At 62.6% G+C, this 23256-nt stretch carries 25 protein-coding genes and 4 tRNA genes; 11 read left to right on the plus strand and 18 right to left on the minus strand.

The window, feature by feature from the left end; genetic code table 11:
* The first annotated feature begins 45 nt into the window (after positions 1 to 45).
* Positions 46 to 1230 (plus strand): 5-demethoxyubiquinol-8 5-hydroxylase UbiM, encoded by a 1185-nt coding sequence (ubiM, locus tag Q0562_RS13015; protein WP_298645029.1) that lies wholly within the window; start codon positions 46 to 48, stop codon positions 1228 to 1230.
* 69 nt (positions 1231 to 1299) lie between these two features.
* Positions 1300 to 1770 (plus strand): invasion associated locus B family protein, encoded by a 471-nt coding sequence (locus Q0562_RS13020; protein ID WP_298645030.1) that lies wholly within the window; start codon positions 1300 to 1302, stop codon positions 1768 to 1770.
* 182 nt (positions 1771 to 1952) lie between these two features.
* Here Q0562_RS13020 and Q0562_RS13025 read toward each other — a convergent pair whose 3' ends face one another.
* Both Q0562_RS13025 and Q0562_RS13030 read right to left on the minus strand, forming a co-directional pair.
* Positions 1953 to 2678: an HAD-IIB family hydrolase gene (locus tag Q0562_RS13025; RefSeq protein WP_298645031.1), complete on the minus strand. Its 726-nt coding sequence runs from the start codon at positions 2676 to 2678 to the stop codon at positions 1953 to 1955.
* 16 nt (positions 2679 to 2694) lie between these two features.
* Positions 2695 to 4158: a hypothetical protein gene (locus tag Q0562_RS13030; protein WP_298645032.1), complete on the minus strand. Its 1464-nt coding sequence runs from the start codon at positions 4156 to 4158 to the stop codon at positions 2695 to 2697.
* 134 nt (positions 4159 to 4292) lie between these two features.
* Between Q0562_RS13030 and yccS the strand changes: the two genes are divergently transcribed.
* From yccS to Q0562_RS13065, 7 genes are all read left to right on the plus strand, one after another.
* A complete protein-coding gene (gene yccS / locus Q0562_RS13035) occupies positions 4293 to 6509 on the plus strand; it encodes a YccS family putative transporter (protein WP_298645033.1) in 2217 nt (738 codons plus the stop codon).
* A gap of 168 nt (positions 6510 to 6677) precedes the next feature.
* The gene (locus Q0562_RS13040) at positions 6678 to 8282 is read left to right on the plus strand and encodes an MFS transporter (RefSeq protein WP_298645035.1); all 1605 of its coding nucleotides are present in this window, start codon (positions 6678 to 6680) and stop codon (positions 8280 to 8282) included.
* Positions 8283 to 8407: 125 nt separating this feature from the next.
* On the plus strand, positions 8408 to 9379 hold the full coding sequence (locus tag Q0562_RS13045) for a bile acid:sodium symporter family protein (protein WP_298645037.1): 972 nt from the start codon (positions 8408 to 8410) through the stop codon (positions 9377 to 9379).
* Between the two features lies 1 nt (position 9380).
* Positions 9381 to 10244 carry a DUF4743 domain-containing protein gene (locus Q0562_RS13050; RefSeq protein WP_298645039.1) on the plus strand — a complete coding sequence of 288 codons (864 nt, stop codon included), beginning with the start codon at positions 9381 to 9383 and terminating at the stop codon, positions 10242 to 10244.
* 233 nt (positions 10245 to 10477) lie between these two features.
* Positions 10478 to 10552: transfer RNA gene (locus Q0562_RS13055), tRNA-Lys, on the plus strand.
* A 28-nt stretch (positions 10553 to 10580) separates the two neighbouring features.
* Positions 10581 to 10655 (plus strand) — tRNA-Lys (locus tag Q0562_RS13060).
* Positions 10656 to 10667: 12 nt separating this feature from the next.
* Positions 10668 to 10743: transfer RNA gene (locus Q0562_RS13065), tRNA-Lys, on the plus strand.
* On the opposite strand, the gene Q0562_RS13070 is transcribed toward Q0562_RS13065, so the two are convergent.
* The 10 genes from Q0562_RS13070 to Q0562_RS13115 form a co-directional block, all read right to left on the minus strand.
* Complete coding sequence (locus Q0562_RS13070) at positions 10731 to 10862, minus strand: hypothetical protein (RefSeq protein ID WP_298645041.1); 132 nt, start codon at positions 10860 to 10862, stop codon at positions 10731 to 10733. The two genes, Q0562_RS13065 and Q0562_RS13070, sit on opposite strands and share 13 nt — an antisense overlap.
* Positions 10863 to 10957: 95 nt before the next feature.
* Positions 10958 to 12853: an ATP-binding cassette domain-containing protein gene (locus Q0562_RS13075; protein WP_366144800.1), complete on the minus strand. Its 1896-nt coding sequence runs from the start codon at positions 12851 to 12853 to the stop codon at positions 10958 to 10960.
* Complete coding sequence (locus tag Q0562_RS13080; protein WP_298645046.1) at positions 12850 to 13407, minus strand: hypothetical protein; 558 nt, start codon at positions 13405 to 13407, stop codon at positions 12850 to 12852. The genes Q0562_RS13075 and Q0562_RS13080 overlap by 4 nt, the downstream gene beginning before the upstream one ends.
* Before the next feature lie 37 nt (positions 13408 to 13444).
* A complete protein-coding gene (locus Q0562_RS13085) occupies positions 13445 to 13918 on the minus strand; it encodes a hypothetical protein (RefSeq protein WP_298645048.1) in 474 nt (157 codons plus the stop codon).
* A 39-nt stretch (positions 13919 to 13957) separates the two neighbouring features.
* A complete protein-coding gene (locus tag Q0562_RS13090) occupies positions 13958 to 14380 on the minus strand; it encodes a DUF4878 domain-containing protein (protein ID WP_298645050.1) in 423 nt (140 codons plus the stop codon).
* A 38-nt stretch (positions 14381 to 14418) separates the two neighbouring features.
* Positions 14419 to 14859 (minus strand): DUF4878 domain-containing protein, encoded by a 441-nt coding sequence (locus tag Q0562_RS13095; RefSeq protein WP_225757807.1) that lies wholly within the window; start codon positions 14857 to 14859, stop codon positions 14419 to 14421.
* 15 nt (positions 14860 to 14874) lie between these two features.
* Entirely contained in the window at positions 14875 to 15294 is a 420-nt protein-coding gene (locus Q0562_RS13100) for a DUF4878 domain-containing protein (protein WP_225757806.1), read from the minus strand.
* Between the two features lie 48 nt (positions 15295 to 15342).
* Positions 15343 to 15765 carry a DUF4878 domain-containing protein gene (locus tag Q0562_RS13105; protein ID WP_225757805.1) on the minus strand — a complete coding sequence of 141 codons (423 nt, stop codon included), beginning with the start codon at positions 15763 to 15765 and terminating at the stop codon, positions 15343 to 15345.
* A 44-nt stretch (positions 15766 to 15809) separates the two neighbouring features.
* The gene (locus tag Q0562_RS13110; RefSeq protein ID WP_298645052.1) at positions 15810 to 16220 is read right to left on the minus strand and encodes a DUF4878 domain-containing protein; all 411 of its coding nucleotides are present in this window, start codon (positions 16218 to 16220) and stop codon (positions 15810 to 15812) included.
* Positions 16221 to 16321: 101 nt separating this feature from the next.
* The gene (locus tag Q0562_RS13115) at positions 16322 to 17014 is read right to left on the minus strand and encodes a hypothetical protein (protein WP_298645054.1); all 693 of its coding nucleotides are present in this window, start codon (positions 17012 to 17014) and stop codon (positions 16322 to 16324) included.
* 133 nt (positions 17015 to 17147) lie between these two features.
* Between Q0562_RS13115 and rlmH the strand changes: the two genes are divergently transcribed.
* Positions 17148 to 17618 carry a 23S rRNA (pseudouridine(1915)-N(3))-methyltransferase RlmH gene (rlmH, locus tag Q0562_RS13120; protein ID WP_298645056.1) on the plus strand — a complete coding sequence of 157 codons (471 nt, stop codon included), beginning with the start codon at positions 17148 to 17150 and terminating at the stop codon, positions 17616 to 17618.
* Positions 17619 to 17894: 276 nt separating this feature from the next.
* Positions 17895 to 17971 (plus strand) — tRNA-Ile (locus Q0562_RS13125).
* A 336-nt stretch (positions 17972 to 18307) separates the two neighbouring features.
* Here the strand turns inward: Q0562_RS13125 and Q0562_RS13130 are convergent.
* The 6 genes from Q0562_RS13130 to Q0562_RS13155 all read right to left on the minus strand — a co-directional run bounded on the left by Q0562_RS13130 (position 18308) and on the right by Q0562_RS13155 (position 23158).
* A complete protein-coding gene (locus Q0562_RS13130) occupies positions 18308 to 18715 on the minus strand; it encodes an OsmC family protein (RefSeq protein WP_298645057.1) in 408 nt (135 codons plus the stop codon).
* 12 nt (positions 18716 to 18727) lie between these two features.
* Positions 18728 to 19330: a GDYXXLXY domain-containing protein gene (locus tag Q0562_RS13135; protein WP_298645059.1), complete on the minus strand. Its 603-nt coding sequence runs from the start codon at positions 19328 to 19330 to the stop codon at positions 18728 to 18730.
* Positions 19327 to 20619, minus strand: a complete 1293-nt coding sequence (locus Q0562_RS13140) for a DUF2157 domain-containing protein (protein ID WP_298645061.1) — start codon at positions 20617 to 20619, stop codon at positions 19327 to 19329. The genes Q0562_RS13135 and Q0562_RS13140 overlap by 4 nt, the downstream gene beginning before the upstream one ends.
* Before the next feature lie 330 nt (positions 20620 to 20949).
* Complete coding sequence (locus Q0562_RS13145) at positions 20950 to 21738, minus strand: Cof-type HAD-IIB family hydrolase (RefSeq protein WP_298645063.1); 789 nt, start codon at positions 21736 to 21738, stop codon at positions 20950 to 20952.
* Positions 21707 to 22123, minus strand: a complete 417-nt coding sequence (locus tag Q0562_RS13150; RefSeq protein ID WP_298645065.1) for a TIGR02328 family protein — start codon at positions 22121 to 22123, stop codon at positions 21707 to 21709. The genes Q0562_RS13145 and Q0562_RS13150 overlap by 32 nt, the downstream gene beginning before the upstream one ends.
* A 3-nt stretch (positions 22124 to 22126) precedes the next feature.
* A complete protein-coding gene (locus Q0562_RS13155) occupies positions 22127 to 23158 on the minus strand; it encodes an HRDC domain-containing protein (protein WP_298645068.1) in 1032 nt (343 codons plus the stop codon).
* Positions 23159 to 23256 lie beyond the last annotated feature (98 nt).

A 23256-nucleotide genomic window follows, 5' to 3' on the forward strand; every position in this document is an offset into this window, starting at 1 on the left:
CTATAATGTCCGCCTTTCCACACCCACCCACAGCGGAGAATTCCCATGCAAGAACAAACCGACATCATCGTCGTCGGCGCCGGCCCCGCCGGACTGGCTTTTTGCCGCTCGCTTGCCGGCAGCCAGCTCAACATCAGCGTCGTCGAAATCCACAGCAAAGAAGTGCTTGCCGACCCGCCCTACGACGGTCGCGAAATCGCCCTCACCCACCCTTCCAAAGCCATCCTCGAAAACCTCGGCATCTGGCAGCGCTTCCCCGCCGACGAAGTCTATAACCTGCGCGAAGCCTCGGTGCTGAACGGCAACTCGCCCTACCGCCTGCACTTCCCGCTGCCGCCCGCCGACAGCCACAAGCGTCCGATTGACACCCTCGGCTACCTCGTGCCGAACCACATCATCCGCCGCGCCGCCTACGAAGCCGTGCAAGACCAGGCTAACATCCGCTGGCACACCGAACGCCGCGTCATCGCCTGCGGCAGCGACACCACCAGCGCCCACGTCACCCTCGATAACGGCGACACCATCAGCGGCAAACTGCTGGTCGCCGCCGACAGCCGCTTCTCCTTCGTCCGCCGCGCGATGGGCATCGCCGCCGACACCCACGAATTCGGGCGCAACGTCCTCGTCTTCCGCCTCGAACACGAACACTCCAACGACCACACCGCGAGCGAATGCTTCTTCTACGGCAGCACCCTCGCCCTCCTGCCGCTCACCGACCACATCACCAACTGCGTCATCACCATTGATAGCCGCAAAGCCCCGGCACTCATCGCCCTGGGTGACGGCATCGCCGCGCACGTCGCCGCCGAACTCGACCACCGCCTCGGCGCGATGAAACTCGTCAGCACCATTCACGACTACCCGCTGGTCGGCGTGCACGCCCGCCGCTTCCACACCAACCGCTGCGCGCTTATCGGCGACGCCGCCTGCGGCATGCACCCCGTCACCGCGCACGGCTACAACCTCGGCCTGCAAAGCCAGGAAATCCTCTCGCGCCTCATCCTGCGTCAGGCAGGCCAGGGCAGGGACATCGGCAATCCGGCCATGCTCGCCGCCTACGGCCGCCGCCACCAGTTGAACACCCGCCCGCTCTACCATGGCACCAACGCCATCGTCAAACTCTTCACCCGCGAAACCCCGCCCGCCCGCATCCTGCGCCACGGCGTCCTGCGTCTCTCCGACCATCTGCCGCCGCTGAAACGCCTGATTACGCGGCAGTTGACCGGCTAGGGCTTCCTAGACCCCCTTGGGCAAAGCTGCTACACTTCGCCGCCTTCACCATTCCATACAGGAGAACTCATGAAAAACACCGTCAAAATCGCCGCAGTCGCCGCGCTCGCCGCCGTCAGCCTGACCGCCGCCGCCAAACTGAGCGAAGGCAAGGCCTACGGCGACTGGAAAGGCACCTGCCAGGGCAACGAATGCGGCGCGGTGCAAATCGTCAACAACCCGCAAGGCGAACCGGTCGGCCGCATCCTGCTGCGCCGCATCCCGGAAGCACAAAACAGCGTCGTCGCCTTCGTTACCGTGCCGCTCGGTGTCAACCTGCGCGCCGGCATGGCGCTTGCCGTGGACGGCAAAGAACTCGTCGTCACCCCGTACGACTTCTGCGACAACGGCGGCTGCAACGCGGCCATCCCGCTGGAAGGCAACATCGAAGCCAGCGTGAAAAAAGGCAACGTCCTGCAAATCGCGGCCTTCGTCGGCGACAAACAGCAAACCATGGGTTTCTCGCTGAAAGGCGTGACGGAAGTCATCAAAAACCTCTGACCTGCCTACCCCCCCCCCCCCCCCCCCGCACGGGTGCAGCAAGAACCGGACGCAACGTCCGGTTTTTTATGGGCAAAAGACCGCCTCGCCCTTTCGTGGCCCCTCCCGCTTGCGGGAGGCGGGTTGTCCGTTGTTCCGGAAGCATTTTTCCCCGCTGTGAAGCCGGTGCCACTTGTGGGTGATCAAGCAAAGTAGCGGCGGTAGATGTCCAGCACGCCGTAGATTTCCGCTTCCGGGCTGACGTAATGGCAGATATGTTTGACAGCTTCTGCCGCGTTGGCGGGGCAGGCGGCAAAGTCCACTTTGCGCAGGATGGGCAGGTCGCCGGGGGAGTCGCCGATGGCGGCGAGGCGGCAGTTTGCCGCCTGCTGCCCGGTGTGGTGCAGGTAGTGCTGCACGCCCGTCCATTTGTTGATGCCGTGCGGGATGATGTCCAGCGCGCGGCCGGAGCAGTGCAGGTCGAAGCCGTCGGTATGTAGGTTGGCGGTGACCACGGCGTACACGTCTTCCGCCGTTTTGCCTTGTTCGGCGACGAGCGAGAGGCAGGCTTCTTTGCCGTGGCTCATTTGCCAGTGCACGGCGAAGCTGTCTTTATGCGCGGCGAGGTATTGCGCCATCTGCTGCGTGCGTTCGCGCACGGCGGGGGTGAGTTGCGGCGCGGGGATGACGTCGTCGTTCAGGTAGTCGTAGAGCAGCGCGCCCTGGTCGGTGATGGCGTAGCGGCCGAGGCGGGCAAATTGCGCCAGCGCTTCGATGTAGGAGAGCGAGCGGCCGGTGCAGAGGACGACTTCGGTCGGCGATTGCTGCACAAGCTGTTCCAGCGTTTGCAGGGCAGCGAGGTCGTAGCGGGCGAACTTGCCACGGGTCAGGCAGCCATCGATGTCGAGAAAAAGGATGGTGTCGGGCATGGTGTTCTCCTGCGGGTTATTTGCCCTGTTCCGGCTTTTTGTTGAGCGAAACGTGCCCATCTGCCTGTTTTTGCAGCAGTTCGTAACTATGGCGGATTTGCGCGGTTTTCGGGTGGTCGGGGTAGTGGCTGATGAGCTGTGCGAGCAGGTGCAGCGCCTGCTCGCGTTTGCCGGTTTTGTCCAGGGCGCGGGCGGCGGCGTAGTAATTGTCGAGGATGTCCTTGTGCCCTTTGTGGCGCTGCGCGAAGTTGCGGGTGAGCGCGAGCACGGTGTTGTAGTCGTGATGTTCGCCGGCCATGCGCGCGAGCGGCTTGATCCAGTCGGCGGGCAGGCGGGCGATGTCGTCGAGGGCGATGTTTTCCACCGCCTTGCGCACGCAGAGGTAGCAGCGTTCGTTGCCGTGCACCGCCGCTTCAATCAGGCGCTGTTCGAGGGCGGGCAGTTCTTCGTAGCGGTGGTGCACTTGATAGTATTCGTAGAGGATGCGGTAGGCGGGGAAATACTGGCCGATGTCGCGGTGCGCATTGGTGTAGTTGCGCAGCAGCGCCTCGGCCTGCTCGAAGCCGCCTTCCTGCATCAGCACGTCGATGGCGAGCAGGTCTTGCGCGAACTGTTTCTTCTCTTCGTCGTCCATGCGGTAGGTGTCAGCTTCGTAGAGGACGCGCCGCTCCGCTTCGCTCAGGCCTTGCGGTCTCTCGTCACGCATGAAGTAGCCGATGTAGGTGTAGGTGAGGGCGGTGGCAAAGGCCTGGATGACGGCAACCATGAATACGACCAGCGTGGGAGCATTGATAGCGTAAGCGATGATGCCAACGAGGAAGCCCAGCACAACACCCGCACCAATAAGCACAACAAGCGGGAAGAGCAGGATGGAAAGGTAGTTCCCGATGCCCATGTTGCGGATGACCTGTATCCAGCCGCGCGGGTCAATCATGCTGCCGATGCTGTCGTTGCCGACCAGATTCATAATCATCGCCGGGACAAAGAACCAGCTGATGAACATGAAGGGGACAGCCCAGACATAAGGGCCGCCCAGCAGCCATAGCGGGAGAAGGGCAATGGCGATGATGATGATGCCGATGGCGTATTTGAGTGGGGTCAGGAAGGGGATAAGCGTGACCGGCGCGTAGGGTACGGGTTCTTCTTCCAGCCCTTCGGAGATACGCATGATGCCGTCGAACATCTTGCAGGTGAGGAGAAAGCCGACGGCGAATTGCAGCAGGAGGAAACCGAAATTGCCCGAAGTGGCTTCGTTCGCTTCCAGCACGGCATCAAAACATTTTAGGTCGGTAATGCTGCAATCCGGCGACAGACCGGCATCAGCAAAGATTTTGTTCGAGATTTCCGTCTGCTGGTAGTCGTGAAAACCGTTGATGCAGAGGATAAGGGCCAGCAGTACCCAATACAGCAGATTGCCGCCCTTGAAGAGGTAGCGGATGGCGCGCAGCAGCTTGTCGAAATTGTCTTTGATGTCGTTCATGAAAATGCCCTGTGGTTTTTGCATCGCCGCATTGTATAGCGGTGCCGGGGATTAGGCACGCGGTGCCTGCTGCCGCTATACAGCGGGGGGAAGCGCCGATACAATCCCGCGCCCCGCCCATCACCGTGTACCCCGTGAAAATCCCCCTGCCCAACGCCAACCTCGTCTCGACCTTGCCCGTCGTCCTCAGTATCAGCGCCGCCGCCCTCATCATCTGGATACTCGACATCCCGCACTACGCCATGCCGCTCATCCTCGGCGTCATCGCCGGCGGCCTCGCCGACCTCGACAACCGCCTGCGCGGGCGCATCAAAGACCTCGGCATCGTCCTCGCCGCCTTTGCCGCCACCTCGCTCACCGTGCAGCTCACCCTCAACCACAGCGCCGCCTACATCACCGCCATGCTGCTGATGACCTTCCTCCTCACCTACATGGGCGCTGCCGGGCTGCGCTACCGCACCATCGCCTTCGGCGGGCTGACCGTCGCCATCTACACCACCCTCGCCTACAACCCCGCCCAGCCGTGGTACGCGAACCCTTTGCTCATCCTCGCCGGCGCCCTGCTTTACGGCGGCGGCGCGCTCATCGTGCAACTCGCCTTCCCGCACCGCCAGGTGCAGGAAAACATGGCCGCCGCCTACGCCGCGCTTGCCGACTACATCGACGCCAAAGCCTGCTACTTCGACCCGGACGACGGCGACTACGGCGGGCGGCAGCAGCGCCTCGCCCGCGCCAACACCGCCCTCATCCAGGCCTTCAACCAGTGCCGCAGCACCCTTTACTACCGCATGCGCGGCCAGCACCGCCACCCGCGCACCGCGCGCATGCTGCGCTACTACTTCGCCGCGCAGGACATCCACGAACGCATCAGCTCATCGCACATCGACTACCGCGAACTCGCGGAAAAACACGAACACAGCGACCTGCCCTACCGCTTCCTGCACCTCATCGAACGCCAGGCGGCGGCCTGCCGCGCCATCGCCGCCGCCCTGCACCGGAACACCGCCTGGCCCGGCGACCCCCGCCTCGACCGCGACAGCGACGGCCTCGCCCGCGCCCTGCAATACCACCTCGCGCAAGACCCCGCGCGTCGCCCACTCGCGCGCCTGCTCGACAACCTGCGCAGCATCAACTACCAGCTCACCCACCTCGACACCGCGCAAGAAGACAACACCGACAGCACCATCGCCGCCCGTCAAGAACCCGGCCTGCGCGACATCCTGCCCGCCCTGCGCCGCCACCTCAGCTTCCGCTCGCCCGCCTACCGCCACGCCGTGCGCCTCAGCCTCGTCGTCCTCACCTGCTGCCTCATCGTCGCCGCGCTGCACCTCGAACTCGGCTACTGGATCCTGCTCACCGCCATCTTCGTCTGCCAGCCGAACTACTCGGCGACCAAAAGCCGCGTCAACCAGCGCGTCCTCGGCACCATCCTCGGTGTCATCATCGGCTCCGTCGCGCCGCTCTTCACCCCGACAGTTGCCACCAAACTGTGGCTCATCATCGCGAGCACCACCCTCTTCTTCTACTACCGCAACCGCAAATACAGCATCTCCACCCTCTTCATCACCGTGCAGGCCTTCACCAGCTTCTCGCTGGCAGGCTACGACCTCACCGCCGCCATCCCGCTACGCATCATCGACACCCTCATCGGCGTTGCCATCTCCTGGACCGCCGTTACCTACCTCTGGCCGGACTGGCGCTACCTGACCCTGGACAACACCGCGCGCACTGCCATCAAAAGCGACGCCGCCTACCTGCGCCACATCCTCGCCCAACTGCAAGCGAGCGGCAGCGACGACGTTGCCTACCGCAGCATCCGCCGTGTTGCGCACGAAAACGCCGCCCAGCTCGGCAGCACCGTCTCCGACATCAGCAGCGAACCGCGCAAATACGCAAACCAACTCGACAACGCCTTCAACCTGCTCAACCTCAACTACACCCTGCTTGCCTACATCTCGGCGCTCGGCGCCTACCGCAACAAGACCGGCTTGCCCGCCCCTGCGGAACAAACACACACCGCCGCCGGCGGTGCCTCCCCCGTGGCGGCGGGGCAAGAACAGGGCGCAGACACCGACCCGCTGCTGACCGCCTACTACCGCCTCGGCGCAGACATCGCCGGCCTGCTTGACCGCCTCGACACCCTCGACGCGGCCGCCTTCCGGACACAATACACCGCCATCCGCGCCGAACTTGATCGCCTGCGCCCGGACGAAAACAACCCGCAGGAACGGCACAGCATCCTGCGGCAACAACTGCTGATGATCAGCCGCATCATCGAACCCTGCTACCACGCCCTGCACCCGCCGCACAAGAATCAGCCCGGTAAACACAGCCGCTGCAAACAGGACTGATACCGGAAGCAACAAACGGCCGCCCGCCCCGCGAACCCTGCTTTATTTCCTGGTGTGGATATGAGACGAGGTGGCGATGGCGATGGGCGGCATGGCGGGCAACCGCCGCAGGTGAACGCCGGGGCGGGAAGGGCTATGATTGCCGCCTTTTCCCGACCGGCCGTTCCCATGCCCACACCCCGCTTCTTCCAGTCTGCCGCCATTTATGCCGACCGCCGCGCCATCAGTCTGTTTTTCCTCGGCTTTGCCGCCGGGCTGCCGTTTCTCCTGATTTTTTCCAGCCTCTCCATCTGGCTGAATGAAGCGGGCGTCACGCGCGGCACCGTGACCCGTTTCAGCTGGGCGGCGCTCGCTTATTCCTGCAAGTTCATCTGGTCACCGCTCATCGATACCCTGCCGCTGCCGTTTCTGACCCGCCGCCTCGGGCGGCGTCGTGCCTGGCTGGCAGCGGCGCAATGCGTGGTCATCGCCGCCATTTGCCTGATGGCGCTCATCAATCCCGCCGATGGCGAGGCGCTGCCGCTGATGGCGCTCGCCGCCGTCCTCCTCGGCTTTGCGGCGGCGACGCAGGATATTGTGATTGACGCCTACCGCATTGAAGCGGCGGCAGGCGACAGTGCGATGCAGGCGGCGATGGCGGCGACGTACACGGCGGGCTACCGCTGCGGCATGATTGTTTCCGGCGCGGGCGCGCTGCTGCTGGCGACCTGGTTCGGCTCGACCATGCAGCATTACGATTACGCCGCCTGGCGGGCGACGTATTTCTGCATGGCGGCGGTGATGGGTATCGGCCTCGCCACGACCTTCACCTTGCGCGAGCCGCCCGCGTCAAGCGGCGTCAACACGTTGCGCCCCGCCGCCGACAATCTGCGCCTGCTCGCGCTCTTTGTGCTCGCCGTTATCGCGCTGATCGCCGCTTACCGCCTGCTCGGCGCCCTGCCCGCCGCCGCCAGCGTGCTCGGCGGTTTTCTGCGCGAGAGTCTGCGTCTTCTCGGCGGGCTGGCGGCAGCGGCAGCGGTCGGTGCGCTGTGCGTGCGCGCCGGGCTGGTCAGCCGCGCGCTGGCGTGGCAGACGTGGCTGGAACCCGTCGCCGATTTTTTCCGCCGCTACGGGCGCGTGGCGGTGTTACTCCTGGCGCTTATCGGCCTTTATCGCAGCACAGATATTGTTTCCGGTGCCATCAGCAACGTGTTCTATCAGGACTTGGGCTATAGCAAGACGGAAATCGCCAGTGCGGTGAAGGTTTTTGGCGTGGTGATGACGCTGGTGGGCGGCTTTCTCGGCGGGATGCTGGCGCAGCGTTATGCGCTGATGCGGATGATGATGCTCGGCGCGCTGCTCACCGTCGGCACCAACCTGCTCTTCATCCTGCTCGCCCGGTACGGCGACAAGTCGCTGCTCGCCGCCGCGCAGGGGCTGCCCGCCCTGCCGCCGCTGCAAGAGGTGATTCATGCCGTGCAGACGGGTGTCGCCGCCGCTTTCCGCAGCGACAACCGGCTGCTTTACGGCGTGGTCGGCTTCGACAACCTCGCGGCGGGGCTGGCCAGCTCGGTCTTCGTCGCCTTTTTGTCGTCGCTGACCAGCGTCCGCTTCACCGCCGTGCAGTACGCCATTTTCAGCTCGCTGATGACTCTCTTGCCGAAAACGCTCGGCGGCTATTCCGGCAGTATCGTCACCGCCGTCGGCTATCCCGCCTTTTTCCTGATTACCTCGCTGATCGGCGTGCCGGTGCTGCTGCTGGTGTATTGGGCGGAACGGCGGCTGCGCCCGTGATGCGAGCCCGGAAAAGCATCCGGAACACCGGACCCGCCAAGCGGCATCCATGCCGCGTCAGGCCGTGTGGGTTTCGGCAGGGCGCGGCGATACAATAGCCGCCCCTTTCTTCATCCCGCCTGCCCATGAACCTCATCCGCCGCCTGCGTCTCGACCCTTTCCTCATGATGATCCTGCTGATGGTGCTGGCCGCGACCATCGTCCCCGCGCAAGGCATCGGCAAGACGTTCTTCAAGCACCTCACCACCGCCGCCATCGCCCTGCTCTTTTTCATGCACGGCGCCAAGCTCTCGCGCGAGGCCATCCTCGCCGGCGTCGGCCACTGGCGGCTGCACACACTGGTGCTGGCGACGACCTTCATCCTCTTCCCGCTGCTCGGCCTCGCCCTCTACCCGCTGACGCCGTCGGTCATCCCGCCCGACATCTACCAGGGCTTCCTCTACCTCTGCGCCCTGCCCGCCACGGTGCAATCCGCCATCGCCTTCACGTCCGTCGCGCGCGGCAACATCGCCGCCGCCGTGTGCAGCGCTGCGCTTTCCAGCCTGCTCGGCGTCTTCCTCTCGCCTGTGCTCGTCGGCCTGCTCCTCAGCGCGCAGGGGCAGACGGATTTGTTCCATTCGGTGCAGGCGGTGATGCTGCAACTGCTGCTGCCCTTCGTCCTCGGCCATCTCGCGCGCCCGTGGCTCGCCGCCTGGATCAGCAAGAACCGCCGCCTGATCAAAATCACCGACCAGTCCTCCATCCTGCTCGTCGTCTATACCGCGTTCAGCGAGGCGGTGCTGGAAGGCATCTGGGGCAAGGTGAGCGTGGCGACGCTTGTCCTCATCGCCGTCGTTTCCTGCGTGCTGCTCGCCATCGTCCTCGCCTTCACCACATACAGCGCCCGCGCGCTGGGTTTCAGCAAGGAAGACGAAATCACCATCGTCTTCTGCGGCTCGAAAAAAAGCCTCGCCAACGGCATCCCGATGGCGAACATCCTTTTCCCGCCCGCAGCCGTCGGCATCCTTGTGCTGCCGCTGATGCTCTTCCACCAGATTCAGCTGATGGTCTGCGCGGTGCTGGCACAACGCTACGCCCGCCGCCCGCAAGAGGACTGACATGACCTACCTCGCCCGCATTCAACAGCTCAACAGCGCCAACCCCGCCGCATACCGCCCGCTCATCCTCGACGGCGACGCCGTCGGCCTCATTTGGGAGAACAACCTCGACCGCCTGCGCGCGCACGGCATCGGGCTGCGCGCGGAAGACACGCACTACGTTTGGGACGCCCCCGCCGACTTCGCCGCGCGCAACCGCCTGCTCGCCAACCTCGCCGCCGCCCTTTACCGCAGCGGCTACATCAGCGGCTGGCGCGACGAAAAACTGCCGCTGCTCGCCGGCCTGCATCATCCCGTCCGCGCCCTCATCGAGCGCGCCGCTGCGCCGGTGCTGGGCGTTTGCGGCTATGGCGTGCATGTGAACGGCATCACCGAACGCGGCGGCGTACCGCATCTGTGGATTGCGCGCCGCGCGGCAAGCAAATCCGTCGAACCGGGCAAACTTGACCAGATCGCCGCCGGCGGCATCCCGCACGGCATCGGCATCTTCGCCAACCTCATCAAGGAAAGCGCGGAAGAAGCCGCCATCCCCGAAACGCTGGCGCGGCAGGCGCGCCCCGTCGGCACCATCAGCTACACCGCGCAGACCGCAAGCGGCATCCGCGCCGACCTGCTCTACCTCTACGACCTGCACCTGCCGCCCGATTTCCGCCCGGAAAACCGCGACGGTGAAGTCGGCGAATTCCTCTGCCTGCCGCTGGACGAAGTCGCCCGCCTGGTGCGCGACACGGAAGACTTCAAGCTCAATTCCGCCGTGGTCGTCATCGACTACCTCATCCGCCACGGCTACCTCAACCCGGACGACACCCCCGATTACCCCGCCCTCTGCCGCGAGATCCGCCAAATCCACCCGCTGCTGCGATAAAACCTGCCATGCCGACAACCCCGCTTCGGCGCGGGTGATTGAGAAAAACGGCGGCGAACTGCGGGACACCGTCAGTTACGAAGGAAAACGCCTCCGCCGCTACCGCATCCGCCGCGCCGGATAACCGCCGTTGCATCCGCTAACTGTCTATAACAAAAACAAAAACCTAGCAAAAGATTGTGGCTGATGCCTTGCATCGGAAAAATTATTTGGCATAATGCGCGCCCTCGAACGGGTCGTTAGCTCAGTGGTAGAGCAGTTGGCTTTTAACCAATTGGTCGAAGGTTCGAATCCTTCACGACCCACCATTCATTCCTCCTTTATCTTTTACCCTGCGGGTCGTTAGCTCAGTGGTAGAGCAGTTGGCTTTTAACCAATTGGTCGAAGGTTCGAACCCTTCACGACCCACCACCGCTTTCAAACGGGCCGTTAGCTCAGTTGGTAGAGCAGTTGACTCTTAATCAATCGGTCAAAGGTTCGAGTCCTTTACGGCCCACCAGTTTCTCCTTCAATCTCCTTGTTGAGGTGCCGCGTTTTCGACGCGGCTTTTTTATGCCCGTTTGCCGGTACGCCGCCGGTGCTGCGGCAACAAACGGCGGGACTGTCCGCCTGCTGCATGGCGGCGGGGGTTTTTATAGTCGTCTCAAACGGTAATGATGCGGTGTTGCCTCACCGCCTTGCCTCATGCCTGCTTGCAACGGCTCCATTTCCCGTCAGGTCTTGTCGTTTTCTGCCGCTTGCAGCGCTTCGGCAGCGGTGAGCCAGTCCGCTTCTGCCCGGGCAAGGGCTTGCTGGGCGGCGCTTTCGGCGGCAAGGGTTTCTTTCAGGCGGTCTTTGTTGGCAGCGTCGTAAAGCGCAGCGTCAGCGAGGGCGGTTTTGTGTTTCGCCAGGGCTTTTTCAGCAGTCGCGACGGCTTTTTCAGCGGCTTCGAGCGCCTGTTTGAGCGGGCGCAAACGGCTGCGGCGCTCGGCATCAAGGCGTTTTTGTTCCTGGCGGTTGGGGGTGCTGTCGGTATTTGTGGTGTTTTTGGTAGCAGCGCTGTTTTGTTCGTTGAGGTAGCGGTGATAGTCGTCGAGGTCGCCGTCGAAAGGTTGCAATTTGCCGTCAGCGACGAGGCGAAATTCGTCACAGGTGGCGCGCAGCAGGCTGCGGTCGTGCGAGATGATGAGCATGGCGCCGTCGTAGTTTTGCAGCGCCAGGGTGAGGGCATCGCGCATGGCGAGGTCGAGGTGGTTGGTAGGTTCGTCAAGCAGCAGCAGGTTCGGGCGCTGCGCGATGATGAGGGCGAGGGCAAGGCGCGCTTTTTCGCCGCCTGAGTTGCGCCCGACCGGGGCATCGGCTTTGTCGCCGTGGTAACCGTAACCGCCGAGGTAGTTGCGGTGCTCTTGTTCGGTTTTATCCGGCTGGATTTGTTGCAGGTGCCAGAGGGCGCTGTTTTCGCCGCGCAAGGCGTCGATTTGGTGCTGGGTGAAGTAGCCGATGCGGGTGTTTTTGTGGGTGTCGATGCTCCCGGCAAGCGGCGGCAGGACGCCGGCAAGTCCTTTCATCAGGGTACTTTTGCCCGCGCCGTTGCGCCCGAGGATGCCGATGCGCGCATCGGCGGCGATGCGCAGGCGGATGCCGCTGAGGATGGGTTTGCCGCCGTAGCCGAGGGCGAGGGCGTCTGCATTCAGCATGGGGTTGGGGTGGTGTTCGGCGCTCTGGAATTGCAGGCGGTAATCGGCTTCCGGCGGCGGGGGCGGGGCGGCGTCGAGTTTTTCGAGGGCTTTGAGGCGGCTTTGTGCTTGCCGCGCTTTGGTCGCTTTGGCGCGGAAGCGGTCGATGTAGGCTTGCAGGTGGGCGCGGCTGCGCGCCTGTTTTTGGTATTCGGCGTCGGCTTGCAGGCGTTGTTCGTGGCGCAGGCGTTCAAAGTCGCTGTAATTGCCGGTGTAGGCAGTGAGGCGCTGGTTTTCGATGTTGAGGATGCGGGTGCAGAGGGCGTCAAGGAATTCGCGGTCGTGAGCGATGATGATTTGGGTGACGGGCAGGGTTTTGAGGTAGTCCTGCAACCAGATGATGGCGTCAAGGTCGAGGTGGTTGGTGGGTTCGTCGAGTAGTAAGAGTTCAACCGGGGCGATGAGAGCGCGGGCGAGGTTGAGGCGCATCCGCCAGCCGCCGGAGTAGCTGGCGACAGAGCGCTGTTGTTCGTCCGGCGGGAAGCCGAGACCAGCGAGGAGTTCGCTGGCACGCGCGGGTTGGGCGTAGCCGTCGCAAGCGGCGAGTTGTTCGTGCGCTTTGGCAATGGCGTGACCGTCGCCGCTCGCTTCGGCGGCAGCGATAGCGGCAAGGGCAGCCTGGTAGGGGGCATGTCCGGCGAGGACGTAGTCATGGGCGCTGTCGGGCAGCGCCGGGGTTTCCTGGGCGACACTGGCGATGCGCCAGTCGGGCGGCAGGCGGTAGTTGCCGCTGTCGGGTTCGAGATCGTGGCGCAGGAGGGCGAGCAGGGTGCTTTTGCCGCTGCCGTTGCGACCGGTGAGGCCGACGCGCTGGCCGGGGTGAATGCGGGCATCGGCGTCTTCGATGAGGTTTTTGCCGTTGCGCGACAGGGTGAGGTGGTTGAGTTCGATCATGGTGCGGTCAGCCATTCTATGCCCGGCAGTTCGCCGAGCGCTTGCGGAAAGAGGTAGTCGCCGCCGAGGAGCGGCAAGTCGATGTGGCGCCAGCGCGCGTGGATATCGGGACGCAGGATGGTGAGGGCATCGTGGATGAGGGTGGTGCAGTAGTTGGGGTTCTTTTCGCGGGGAACAAGGCGGAAGGGTTCGCCGAGACGCGCGGCGGCCTGGGTGGCGATGGCACGGCGTTCGTCTGCACTCAAAAAGGCGGGGCGAGCGACAGCGGTTTTGTCGGCGATTGCCGGCGCGGTGTAGGCGGCGTAATCGCTTTCGATGATTTGGTTCGGGTGGGTGGGGTCGTCGTCGGTGGTGGCGTGGGTGATGCGGACTGTCGGTTCAACGGCGGTCACGATGCCGATATGGGAGTGTTCGCCGTGGTCGATCTCGCGGATGATGGCACTTTCGCGGCCAGTGCCGGCGCGGAATACCCAATCGCCCACGGCGATATCAGGCGGGGGGTCGGCAGCAAGGGCGGCAAGCGGCAGGAGGAGGAGCAGGAAGATGCGGGGCATGGTGTGTTTTGGGCGGCTTGCGCCGCCCGTTATTGTCTCAGTTGGGGGTGACTTTCCAGCCTTGTGGGGTTTTGCTGAGCGTGAAGGTCTCGCTACCAACCTCTGCGGTGGCACCGTCTTTTCTTTCGGCCTTCATGGTGACCACAACTTTGGCCTCGGTTTTCTTAGCATTGGTATAGGTGACTTCTCCCGCGTTAACGTGGATTTTGCCGTCATTTTCTTTGAGCGTTTTCTGTATGCCGGCGGCTTCGCTGACAATCATGTTTTTGAGCTGTTGTGTCAGTTGATTGACGTTTTTTTGGTATTCGGCTTCGCCCATTTCTTTTTTCAGCTGCGCGCTTTCTTCCGGGGTAATAATTTGCATGTGGCTGATGGCGGTATCGGCGTCGCCTTGCAGCAGGGCGGAGCCGAAAGCGGCGGCGACTGTGCCCGGGTCGTCGTTTGCTGCGGCATGAGCGAAGGTGATGAGGGCGGCAAGGCCGAGGATGAGGCTGCGGATAGTGTTTTTCATGGCGACTCTTTGGTTTGGGATGGGATAGTGTCTTGAGGTTTAGTGCAGTTGTATTTTCCAGCCTTTGTCTGTCTTGATGAGGTCGAGCGTCTCCTTATCTTCTTCAGTTTTGCCGCTTTTATCGCTCATCTTGAGGGTGACAGGGACTTTCGCTTCAGTCTTGGCTGCATTGGTATAGGTGGGTTCGCCGCTGACGACGGTGATGCTGCCACCTTCTTTTTTAATTTCTTCACGCAATTCCATCGATATCACACCAAGTTTACCGCGCATGACTTGTTCGGTGATGCCCTGTTGCTCGGCTTCGGGCGGCAGATAGGTGACGGCGGCAGCTTTACTGGCATCACCGTTAATGAGGGATTCGAAGAAGGTTTGCGCGGTTTCTTTCGGGCCTGCGGCGGCGTAGGCGATCGTTGCAGCAGCGGCGGTAAGGCCAAGCAGCAGGGTGCGGATGAGTTTTTTCATGGGATTACTCCTGGTAAATGAAGGGATGGTTAACGGGGTTAGGTGTCGGGTTTCAGCACTTTCCACGTGCCGTCTTCTTTGATGAGCAGGATTTCGGCGTCACGGCGGGCTTTTTTGCCGCTGATGTGCTTGTAGAGGGTAACGGCAATTTTGGCTTCGCTCTTGGCAGCATTGGTGTAGGTGACTTTACCAACTTGGGCAGTGGGGATTTCACCTTCTTTTTGGGCCTCTTGCCGTACTTGAGTCATAAGCATGGCCATAGTTTTGCGGGCGGTGTCTTCGTTGATTCCTGCCTGTTTGGCTTCGGGCGGGATGGCGAGGTATTCGGCGGCTTTGGCAGGATCGCCCTGGAAGAGTTCGTCGAAGAAGGTTTGGGTGATTTTTTGCGCGGCTTCGGCCTCTTTGTCGATTTTTTCGCCACAAGCGGTGAGCAAAGCGGTAAAGAGGATGAGAGCCAGGGCGCGGATGATTTTTTGCATCGTGATTCCTTGCGGTTATTGCAGGTTTATTTTCCAGCCGTTATCGGTCTTGATCAGGTCTAATGTGTCGCTTTCTCCCCCGCTTTTACCGCTTTTCGGCTTTTTTAGGGTAATGGCGACTTTGGCCGCTGTTTTGTCGCTGCTGGTGTAGGTGATATCGCCGACTTCGGCAGTAGGGATGCCGCCTTCTTTTACCGCCTGTTCTCTCCTCATCGTGATGAGCTCAATAATCTGGTTCTTGAGCATGGCTTCATCGATGCCTTGTTGTGCGGATTCCTGGATGACTTCCGGTGAGAGGTAGATGAGTTCAGCCGCCTTATCGGCATCGCCAGCAAAGAGTTCGTGGAAGAAGGTCTGCGCAGTTTCTTTCGGGCCGTCGGCGGCATGAGCGATGCTGGCGAGGAGGGCCGTAAAGGCGAGGAGGAGCTTTTTCATAACGGATTCCTTAAATGAAAAATAAAGGGGGCGCTGACGCGCCACGGCTTACAGCTTGATTTTCCAGCCTTTATCCGTCTTGATGAGCACAAAGTCCTGTTTTCTGGCGCTTTCTTGGCCATCTTTTTGTGTTTTCAGGATAACGGCAATCTTGGCCTCGGTTTTATCGGCATTGGTATAGCTGACTTCACCGATTTCGGCTTTGAGTACGCCGCCTTCTTTCTTCATTTTGTCTCGCGCCGCGATGATCATCATGCTGAGTTTGCTTTTGGCGGCTTCTTCGCTCATGTCTTTTTGCGAGATTCTTTTCATGGTTTCCGGCGGGAGATAGACGAGTTCAGCGGCCTTGTTGACATCGCCGTCGATCATTTCGCTGAAGAAGGTCTTGGCGGTTTTCTCCGGGCCATCGCCGCAGGCGGTAAGAATGGCGGCGAAGAAGACGAGGGTGAGGGTCTGAATGAGTTTTTTCATGTGGATTCCTTGTTGCAAGAGAAGTGGCGCTTGCGCGCCACAGGTTACATTTTGATTTTCCAACCTTTATCGGTCTTGATCAGATTGACTTTGTTGCTTTGTTCCTGGTCTTTGTCGCCTTGTTTGCCTTTGAGGGTGACGGTAACGCTGGCTTCAGTCTTGTCGGCGTTGAGGTAGGTGACTTCACCAGTGCTGACGCTGATTTTGCCGTCTGACTTTTTAATCTGCTGCTGCATTTCTGCCGCTGCCATGGAGAGCTTGCCTTTCATGGCTTCCTCAGTCATGCCGGCTTGTGCGGCTTCTGGCGGCAGATAGACGAGCTCAGCGGCTTTGCTGGCATCCCCGCTGAACAGTTCTTCAAAGAAGGTCTTGGCGGTTTTGTCCGGGCCGTCGCCGCAGGCAGTAAGAATGGCAGCGAAGAAGACGAGGGTAAGGGTCTGGATGAATTTTTTCATGGGTTCTCCAATTGAGTTAAAGAGATGCCGTGAGGCACGCGAAGTGTACGGATTTGGCCAAAAGGCTGCCCGATTTTTTCGGGCGGCAAGCGGTTATTCGCTCAACGCACCGCCCTGCCCTGCTCTAATCCCCGGCGAAACGCCTGTAATGCTGCCGCATCCGCCGCGTCTGCCGGCGGGATCAACGCCTCCGGCCAGTCAGCGGGATTATCACTGCTCTGCAACAGCGGTTTGAGGCGCGCCTGCGCCCAGCGTCCGCCCGCCCGGCTATCATCGGCAACGGCGTACACATCAGCCACCCCCGCCTGCCGGGCGGTTTCGTGCAGTAACTGCGTCAGCACCATGCGCTGCGCCGCCGCATCGCCCGCATCCGGCAACGCCGCCTGCAAGATGCCGAGGTAGCAGCCCAGCGTGCGCGCCCGGCGGTAATCCCCGTCTGCCGTATTGAAATAAGCGGCGGCATCCTGCCTGCCGTCCATGCCCAACAGTAGGTGCGCCAGTATCCGCGCCGGTGGCAGCACATTGCCTTCGCGCAGCAATGCCCCGCTCCACAAACGCAGCGTCCGTCCGTCGTTTTCCGGCTTCTCGCAGAGGAGTTCCAGCACCGTGGCATCGTTGACCTGTAACGACGCGCTGACATGCGTCACTACCTGACGGCTGCCCCGCGCCAATTCCGGCGCCTTACGGCGGATGTTTTCCAGACGCGACTGCGCATCCACCCTCAGGCTGTCGTCGGCGGCAAAGGCGGGAAGGCACGCCGCAAAGCATGTGGACAAAAGCCATAATTTCTTCATTATCAATATGCTCCGAAAAAGAAAGCGCGCTATTGTAGCGCCATTGTTTATCATCGCTTATGCCGTTTTTCCGCTTCCCGCCGCACAGGAAAACCGGCATGACTGCAAGCATTACCGCGTTGGAGAGCCACTTATGCACATCGAACTTATCGCCGTCGGGCAGAAAATGCCGGACTGGGTCAATCACGGCTTTGCCGACTATGCCGCCCGCTTCGCCGGCGATCTCTCCCTCGGCCTCAGCGAAATTCCCCTGCAAAAACGTGGCAGTGCCGGCCAGCTTGCCGCCGCGCAGCAAAAAGAAGCGGCACAGATCAAGACCTCCTTGCAAGGCAGCGACCGCATCATCACCCTCGACATTCCCGGCCGCGAGTACACGAGCGAGGCGCTTGCCGCCCGCCTGCAACACTGGCAGGAAAATAGCCGCCGCATCGCACTCATCATCGGCGGCCCGGAAGGGATCACGGCGGAAATCAAGGCACTGGCCGATGAAAGCTGGTCGCTCGGCAAGCTGACCCTGCCGCACCCACTGGTGCGTATCATCGTCGCCGAGGCGCTGTACCGCGCCTGGAGCATCAACCGCCACCATCCCTATCACCGCGCCTGATAGAGGCGTTGCAAGCAGGAATGATGCGGTGTTCCCGCCGCCGTACTATTCATACTGCCTGCGGCACGCCGCCTTGTCTCATTCCTGTTTGACACGACTATACCCATCCGCGCAGCGTCAGAATCATGGCCGACGGCGACCCTATTTTGGGGCATCCCCGCCGCTTCCCCTTCACGCCATGCCGCGTACGCCGCAGCGCCCCCGGCGGGCGGCGACAAAAGCGGCGCACCCCCATTCACAACAGGCGGCAAATCCCGTATGATTCGCGCCTCTTGCGGGCCTGTAGCTCAGTCGGTTAGAGCAGGCGACTCATAATCGCTTGGTCGGGGGTTCAAGTCCCTCCGGGCCTACCAGTATTACTTCCTATAAAAGCCGTTTGTTTCCGCAAACGGCTTTTTTCTTTGCGGTTTTTCCGGTTTCTGCTGTCGTTTACTTCCGCCTGTTTCTGCGCGAGACAGGGCGGTATCAAAGGGAAGAAATATCGGCATCTCACCGGTTGCAGCCAGAACCGGACAAAAGCCGATAGCGCCCACCATGCTTGATAAGCAGGATTGAGACAAGGCAGCGCGCCAACACCGTATCAGTCCTATTTGAAACAGCTATACCACGCACGAAGGTCTGGTCATGGCTGGAAAAGTTTGGGCGGACCGAAGTCCGCCCTGTGCCGTTCGCTTTTCCCGCGATGGGCATCAGTTGTCGTAATGAAAGCGCATGGTCTGTTTGAGCCCGGCGGGCAGGCTGTTCGCGACCGGGCAATGGCGCGCGGCGGTTTCGATGACGTTGCGGGTGTCGGCATCCAGCGCGCCGCTCAGGTGGAAATCGATGATGATTTCGCTGACGCGCAGCGGGTCGTTCGCCATGTTTTTACCGACGTCGGCGCTGACGGCGAGGTTTTCGATGCCTTGTGCCGCCGCTTTTTTCGCCATTTGTGTCAGACAGCAGAAGGCGAGCGCGGCGGCAAAGTGGTCAAGCGGCGAGAATTGTTCGCCCTTGCCGCCGCTGCCTGCGGGCGCGTCGCTTTCGACGGCGGCCCGGTTGTCGTGGCGGGTGGCGCGGTTTCTCAGGCCGCCGAGGTGTTCGACATGAATGGTGTGCATGGTGGTTCTCCGTCAGGGGGTTTGCTGTTTGCCGGCGGTCTGCGTGCTTTGGTAGTTGTGCAGCCAGTCGCGGTAGGGCTGGCCGTCTATCCACAGGCTTTCGGCGACGATTTGCCCGTCCTTGATGCGTACGCCGAGGCTGGCATTGCTGCGCGGGGTGCCGTCGCTGCGCCAGCGGAAGAGTTCGTCGATTTTTACCGCGTCCTCTTCCGGCAGGTAGTAGCGGGTCAGCGGGATTTTGATGGTGATTTTGTCGCCCGCCTTGTACTGTGCGGGGATACGGTAGGCGAAGGCGCCATCCCGGGCGTTGTGGCTCAGGCGGCTGATGCGGGCGAAGCCGTCTTTGTCCGCTTCCAGCACGACGTAGATGGTGTCGCCCCCCTGCACGCCGGGCGGCAGGATGTGTTCTTTGCGCTCTTCGGGGAAGGCGAGCGCGAGGTAGCGGCCGCGCAGGACGTCAAGCGGGTCAACGGGTTCGAGTTCGAGGCGCAGCGCGATGCCGTCGCGCAGGATGCTTTCGCCGTGCGCCACTTGCAGCAGCGGCACGAGCCATTGCAGGGCGAAGACGAAGGGCAGCAGCAGGAGGGTGAGGCGGCTTTTCAGGCGGGTGTTCATGCGGTTTCTCCGGTCGGGCGCGGGCGGCGGGCGAGGTGCAGGTTGACGGTAAAGAAGGCGATACCGGCGGTGATGAAGACAAGCCCTTTCACCCACAGCGGCATGTTGTCGCCGACGAAGCGCAAAAACAGCGCCATCAGTACCCAAATCAGCGCGGAGTTGACGGCAAAGAGGCTGCGGTCGAGGTCAAGCCGCGCCCGCCACAGGCCGAGGATGATGACAAAGACGGTCGGCAGCCACGGCCAGATGTCGCCGTAGCGCTCGCGGATACCCTGCTGCGCGAGCAGATAGATGACGATGCCGCTCAACACGAAGCAGAGATCCCACCCTTGCAGGCGGCGCCAGCGGCAGACGGCGAAGAGCAGCAGGACGCCGCTGACTGCGATCAGTTGCGGATCGGCGAGCAGGGCGTCCGCCACAGGCTCGCGCATGGTCATCTCCGCGCCGAAGAGGAGCAGCACGGCGAGGGTGATTTTGCCGAGCACCGCCATGATGTTGCGCCAGGCGGGCAGGAGGGTGCGGGCGGCGAGGTAGAAGGCGGAGAGGCAGACCCAGGCGGGCAGGAAGCCGGCGTTGCGGCTGTTCGTGCAGAGAATCAGGGCGAAGGCAGTGGTGTGCAGCGCGGCAAAGGTGCGCCATATGCCCGTCTGCCCGCCGTAATGCAGTCCGGGCTGCCGCTGTGGGCAGAGCCACGGCAGGAAGGCAGCGACATAAAACACGTATTCCCAGTCCGCATAAAAAGCGACGTCGAACAGCAGCGGTTCGTTGCTGTAAATCCCGATGAAGTGCGCCAGCAATGCGGCGAAAAACACTACCGCCCAACTGCGCGCCACATACGCGAGCAGCAGCGTCAGCCACAGCCAGACGCGCAGGAAGGCGGGCAGGTCTTCTTCCACATGATAGGTCTGCGCGATGAGGGCAATCGCCGCCCCGGTCGAGAGCGCGACGAGGAGCGCGCTGCCCTCGCGCCACACGGTACTCGCCGGACGGCGCCAGCAGGCGAAATAAAGCGCCGCCTGCGACAGGGCAAGCGGCGTCAGCGACAACACGACCCGCAGCGGGCGCGTCAGGCTCGCCCAGTTGGCGGCAAAGAGCGCGATGATGCCCGCGCCGACGCACAGCGCGGCAAAGAGCGACAGCACCATCTGCCACCATTGCCCCCGGTGCCGCACGGGCAGGACGTAACGGGCACGCAACAGCGCCGCCTGTTCGGGGGAAACCCAGCCGCTTGCCTCCCACTGGGGCAGTTCGGCGAGCAAATCGCGGGAAAACGCAGCGCGTCGGTTCATATAACTCTCCGTGATGAAAACAGCGCCATGATACGCAAAAGCCGGGCGGGCAATCATGACGAAACCCGCCGCTTGCCAAAGCGGCGGGTGCCGGTCCTGCCAAACGGTGCCGTTGGGGGAATGTCATCTGCACAGCCCGGCTTCAATATATAGTCGTTTCAAACAGGAATGAGACAAGGCGGCGAGCCGAAGACAGTACAGATAGTACGGCGAGGCTCGCCAACACCGTATCATTTCTGTTTGAAACGACTATAAAAGCAGCGCCAACCCGCGCTGCTTTTTTGCATCCGGCCGCCGGGCAGGAACACTGTCCGCCCGCCGTCGTTCATTTCACGCGGGAAACAGCCGTTCCAGTTCTTGCGCGAGGCCGTCTTTGCTGTTCGGCGCGGTCACGGTGCTGCATTCGGCCTTGATGTCGTCCGGCGCGTTGCCCATCGCCACGCTGTAGCCCGCGTAGCGCAGCATGTCGAGGTCGTTGTAGTTGTCGCCGAAGGCGATGCTTTCAGCGGCGGGGACGCTGAGGCGTTCGCCCATGAAGGCGATGGCTTGCGCCTTGGTCGCGCGTTTGTTGACGATTTCGAGGTATTCGTCTTTGGAGCGGTGGATTTCGAGGTGCGGGAAGGCGGGGCGCAGGCGGTCTTGCAGGGCGGCGATGACGGGCGCGTCGCCCATGACGAGGATTTTGTGCACGTTTGCAAGCGTCGCGGGGCGCTTTGTCGCGCGCAGGCCGGTGATGTCGCCTTCCTGCACTGTCCAGAAGTTATCCGGGTCGGGGCTGTACCAGTGGGTACCCTGATAGTAGTTGATGGAGGTGAGGGCGGGGTCGTTTTCCAGCAGGGTTTCGAGGCGGTGCAGGTCGGCGTCGTCAAGGGTGACGCTGTAGAGTTCGTTGAGGTCGCCGTCGAGGATGAGCGCGCCGTTGAAGGCGATGAGCGGCTGTTTGCCGCCGATGGCGGCGGTGAACGGGGTGATGGCGAGCGGCGGCCGCGCCGAGACGAGGACGATGGGGATGCCCGCCTGCGCGAGGCGGCGGGTGATGGCGAGGGTGCGCGCGCTCATGCGGTGTTCGCGGTTGAGCAGGGTGCCGTCAATGTCGCTGTAGATGGCGCGGTAGGTCATGGGGGTTCTCCGTGGGTGGGTGGGTGAGATGGATGCCTTTGCCCGCGAGGTTGGCGAGGCATGCGCGCAGGTAGGCGGCGTCGTGTTCGGGGTAGATGGGGTCGGCAACGGCGGCGGCAGGCAGGCCGCCATAGGGCGCGAGGTTTTTGCCGCGATGGTTGGGGTCAAGCCAGGCGGCATCAGGGCGGTAGCCGCGCCGCCGCATTTCCGCCATGACGAGGCGGTGGTAGGCGTAGAGCAGGTAGGGGCTGTGGTTGAAGACGTAGTTGACGGTCGCGTGCGGTCTGCCCCAGCCGTTGCCGCGCAGGGCGGCGCATTCGCGGTGCTGCCCCAGCAGTTGCGGGCGGGGCAGGTGGGGGATGAGGGCTTGATGCCAGAGTCGCATGGTTTAGAGCAGCTTTTGCAGTTCTTCACGCAGGTAGGCGGCGCGCCAGCCGCGCAGCAGCGGGCTGTCGGCGCTTGGTTCGGCGCAGTAGTGTTTGAGGGCGCGGGTGGTGGCGAGCAGGTCGGGGTGGATGCCGAGCGCGGCGGCGGTGTCCGCCACAGAGCGGCAGAGTTTCTCGTACTGTTGGCGGCGCGCGTGACCAAGACGCGGACTGGACGGTTGGGCGGGCGGGGCGGCGTCGGCGGCAAACTGCCCGCTGAGGTAGGGCAGTTCTTGCCAGAGCGGGTGGCTGGCGCTCAGGTGTTCGGCCAGCGCTTCGAGGGTCGGCGGCTGTTTTTGCGCGATGGCGATGAGCTGGCGGTCGCTCATGATGGCGCGGCGCGGCAGGTCTTGTGCGGCGGCAAGGCGTTCGCGCGCGGCGGTGAGGATTTCGGCGACGCGGCGGTCGCCTGCGCGCAGTTGCGGCGCACCTTGCAGGCGGTACCAGTGCCAGGCTTCGCGCGGGCGCGTCTGCCGCGCGAGCAGCGCCGCGTTTTCTTCCGCCCACCAGTCCAGCCGCCCCAGACGGCGCAGGTCGGCAACGAGGTAGGGGTAGAGGCGGGCAAGCAGTTCGACATCGGCGGCGGCGTAGGCGCGCTGTTCGGCGTTGAGCGGGCGGGCGAGCCAGTCGCTGCGGGTCTGGCTTTTGTCGGGGCTGATGCCGAGGTAGTGTTCGACGAGCTGCGCGTAGCTGACGGCAAGCTGCGGCGAGCAGAGGGCGAAGCCGATTTGCGTGTCGCGCACGGTCTGCGGCAGGCCGCCGCCGCAGAGTTGCATGAGTTCGAGGTCTTGCGCGCCCGCATGGAGGACGATGGGAGCGGGATGGTGCAGGATGGCCTGCCACGGCACGGCGTCCGCGCCATCCAGCGGGTCGTACAGATGCGCACTGCCGCCCGGCCGGCAGGTTTGCACCAGGGCGAGTTTGGGGATGTAGCTGTGTTCGCGGACAAATTCGCTGTCGTAGCAAAGGATGTGGTGAGGGTTGAAATCTTCCATAAGGGTTCCCGGCGGAATACGGCGCGGCACGGTAGCACGATAGCGGCAGGCGGGGAAGTTTGTTTTGCCGGGGCTTTTCCGTATAATCCGCGCGCTTG

It is taken from the genome of uncultured Cardiobacterium sp. (assembly GCF_938028825.1).
Classification (GTDB): Bacteria; Pseudomonadota; Gammaproteobacteria; order Cardiobacteriales; family Cardiobacteriaceae; genus Cardiobacterium.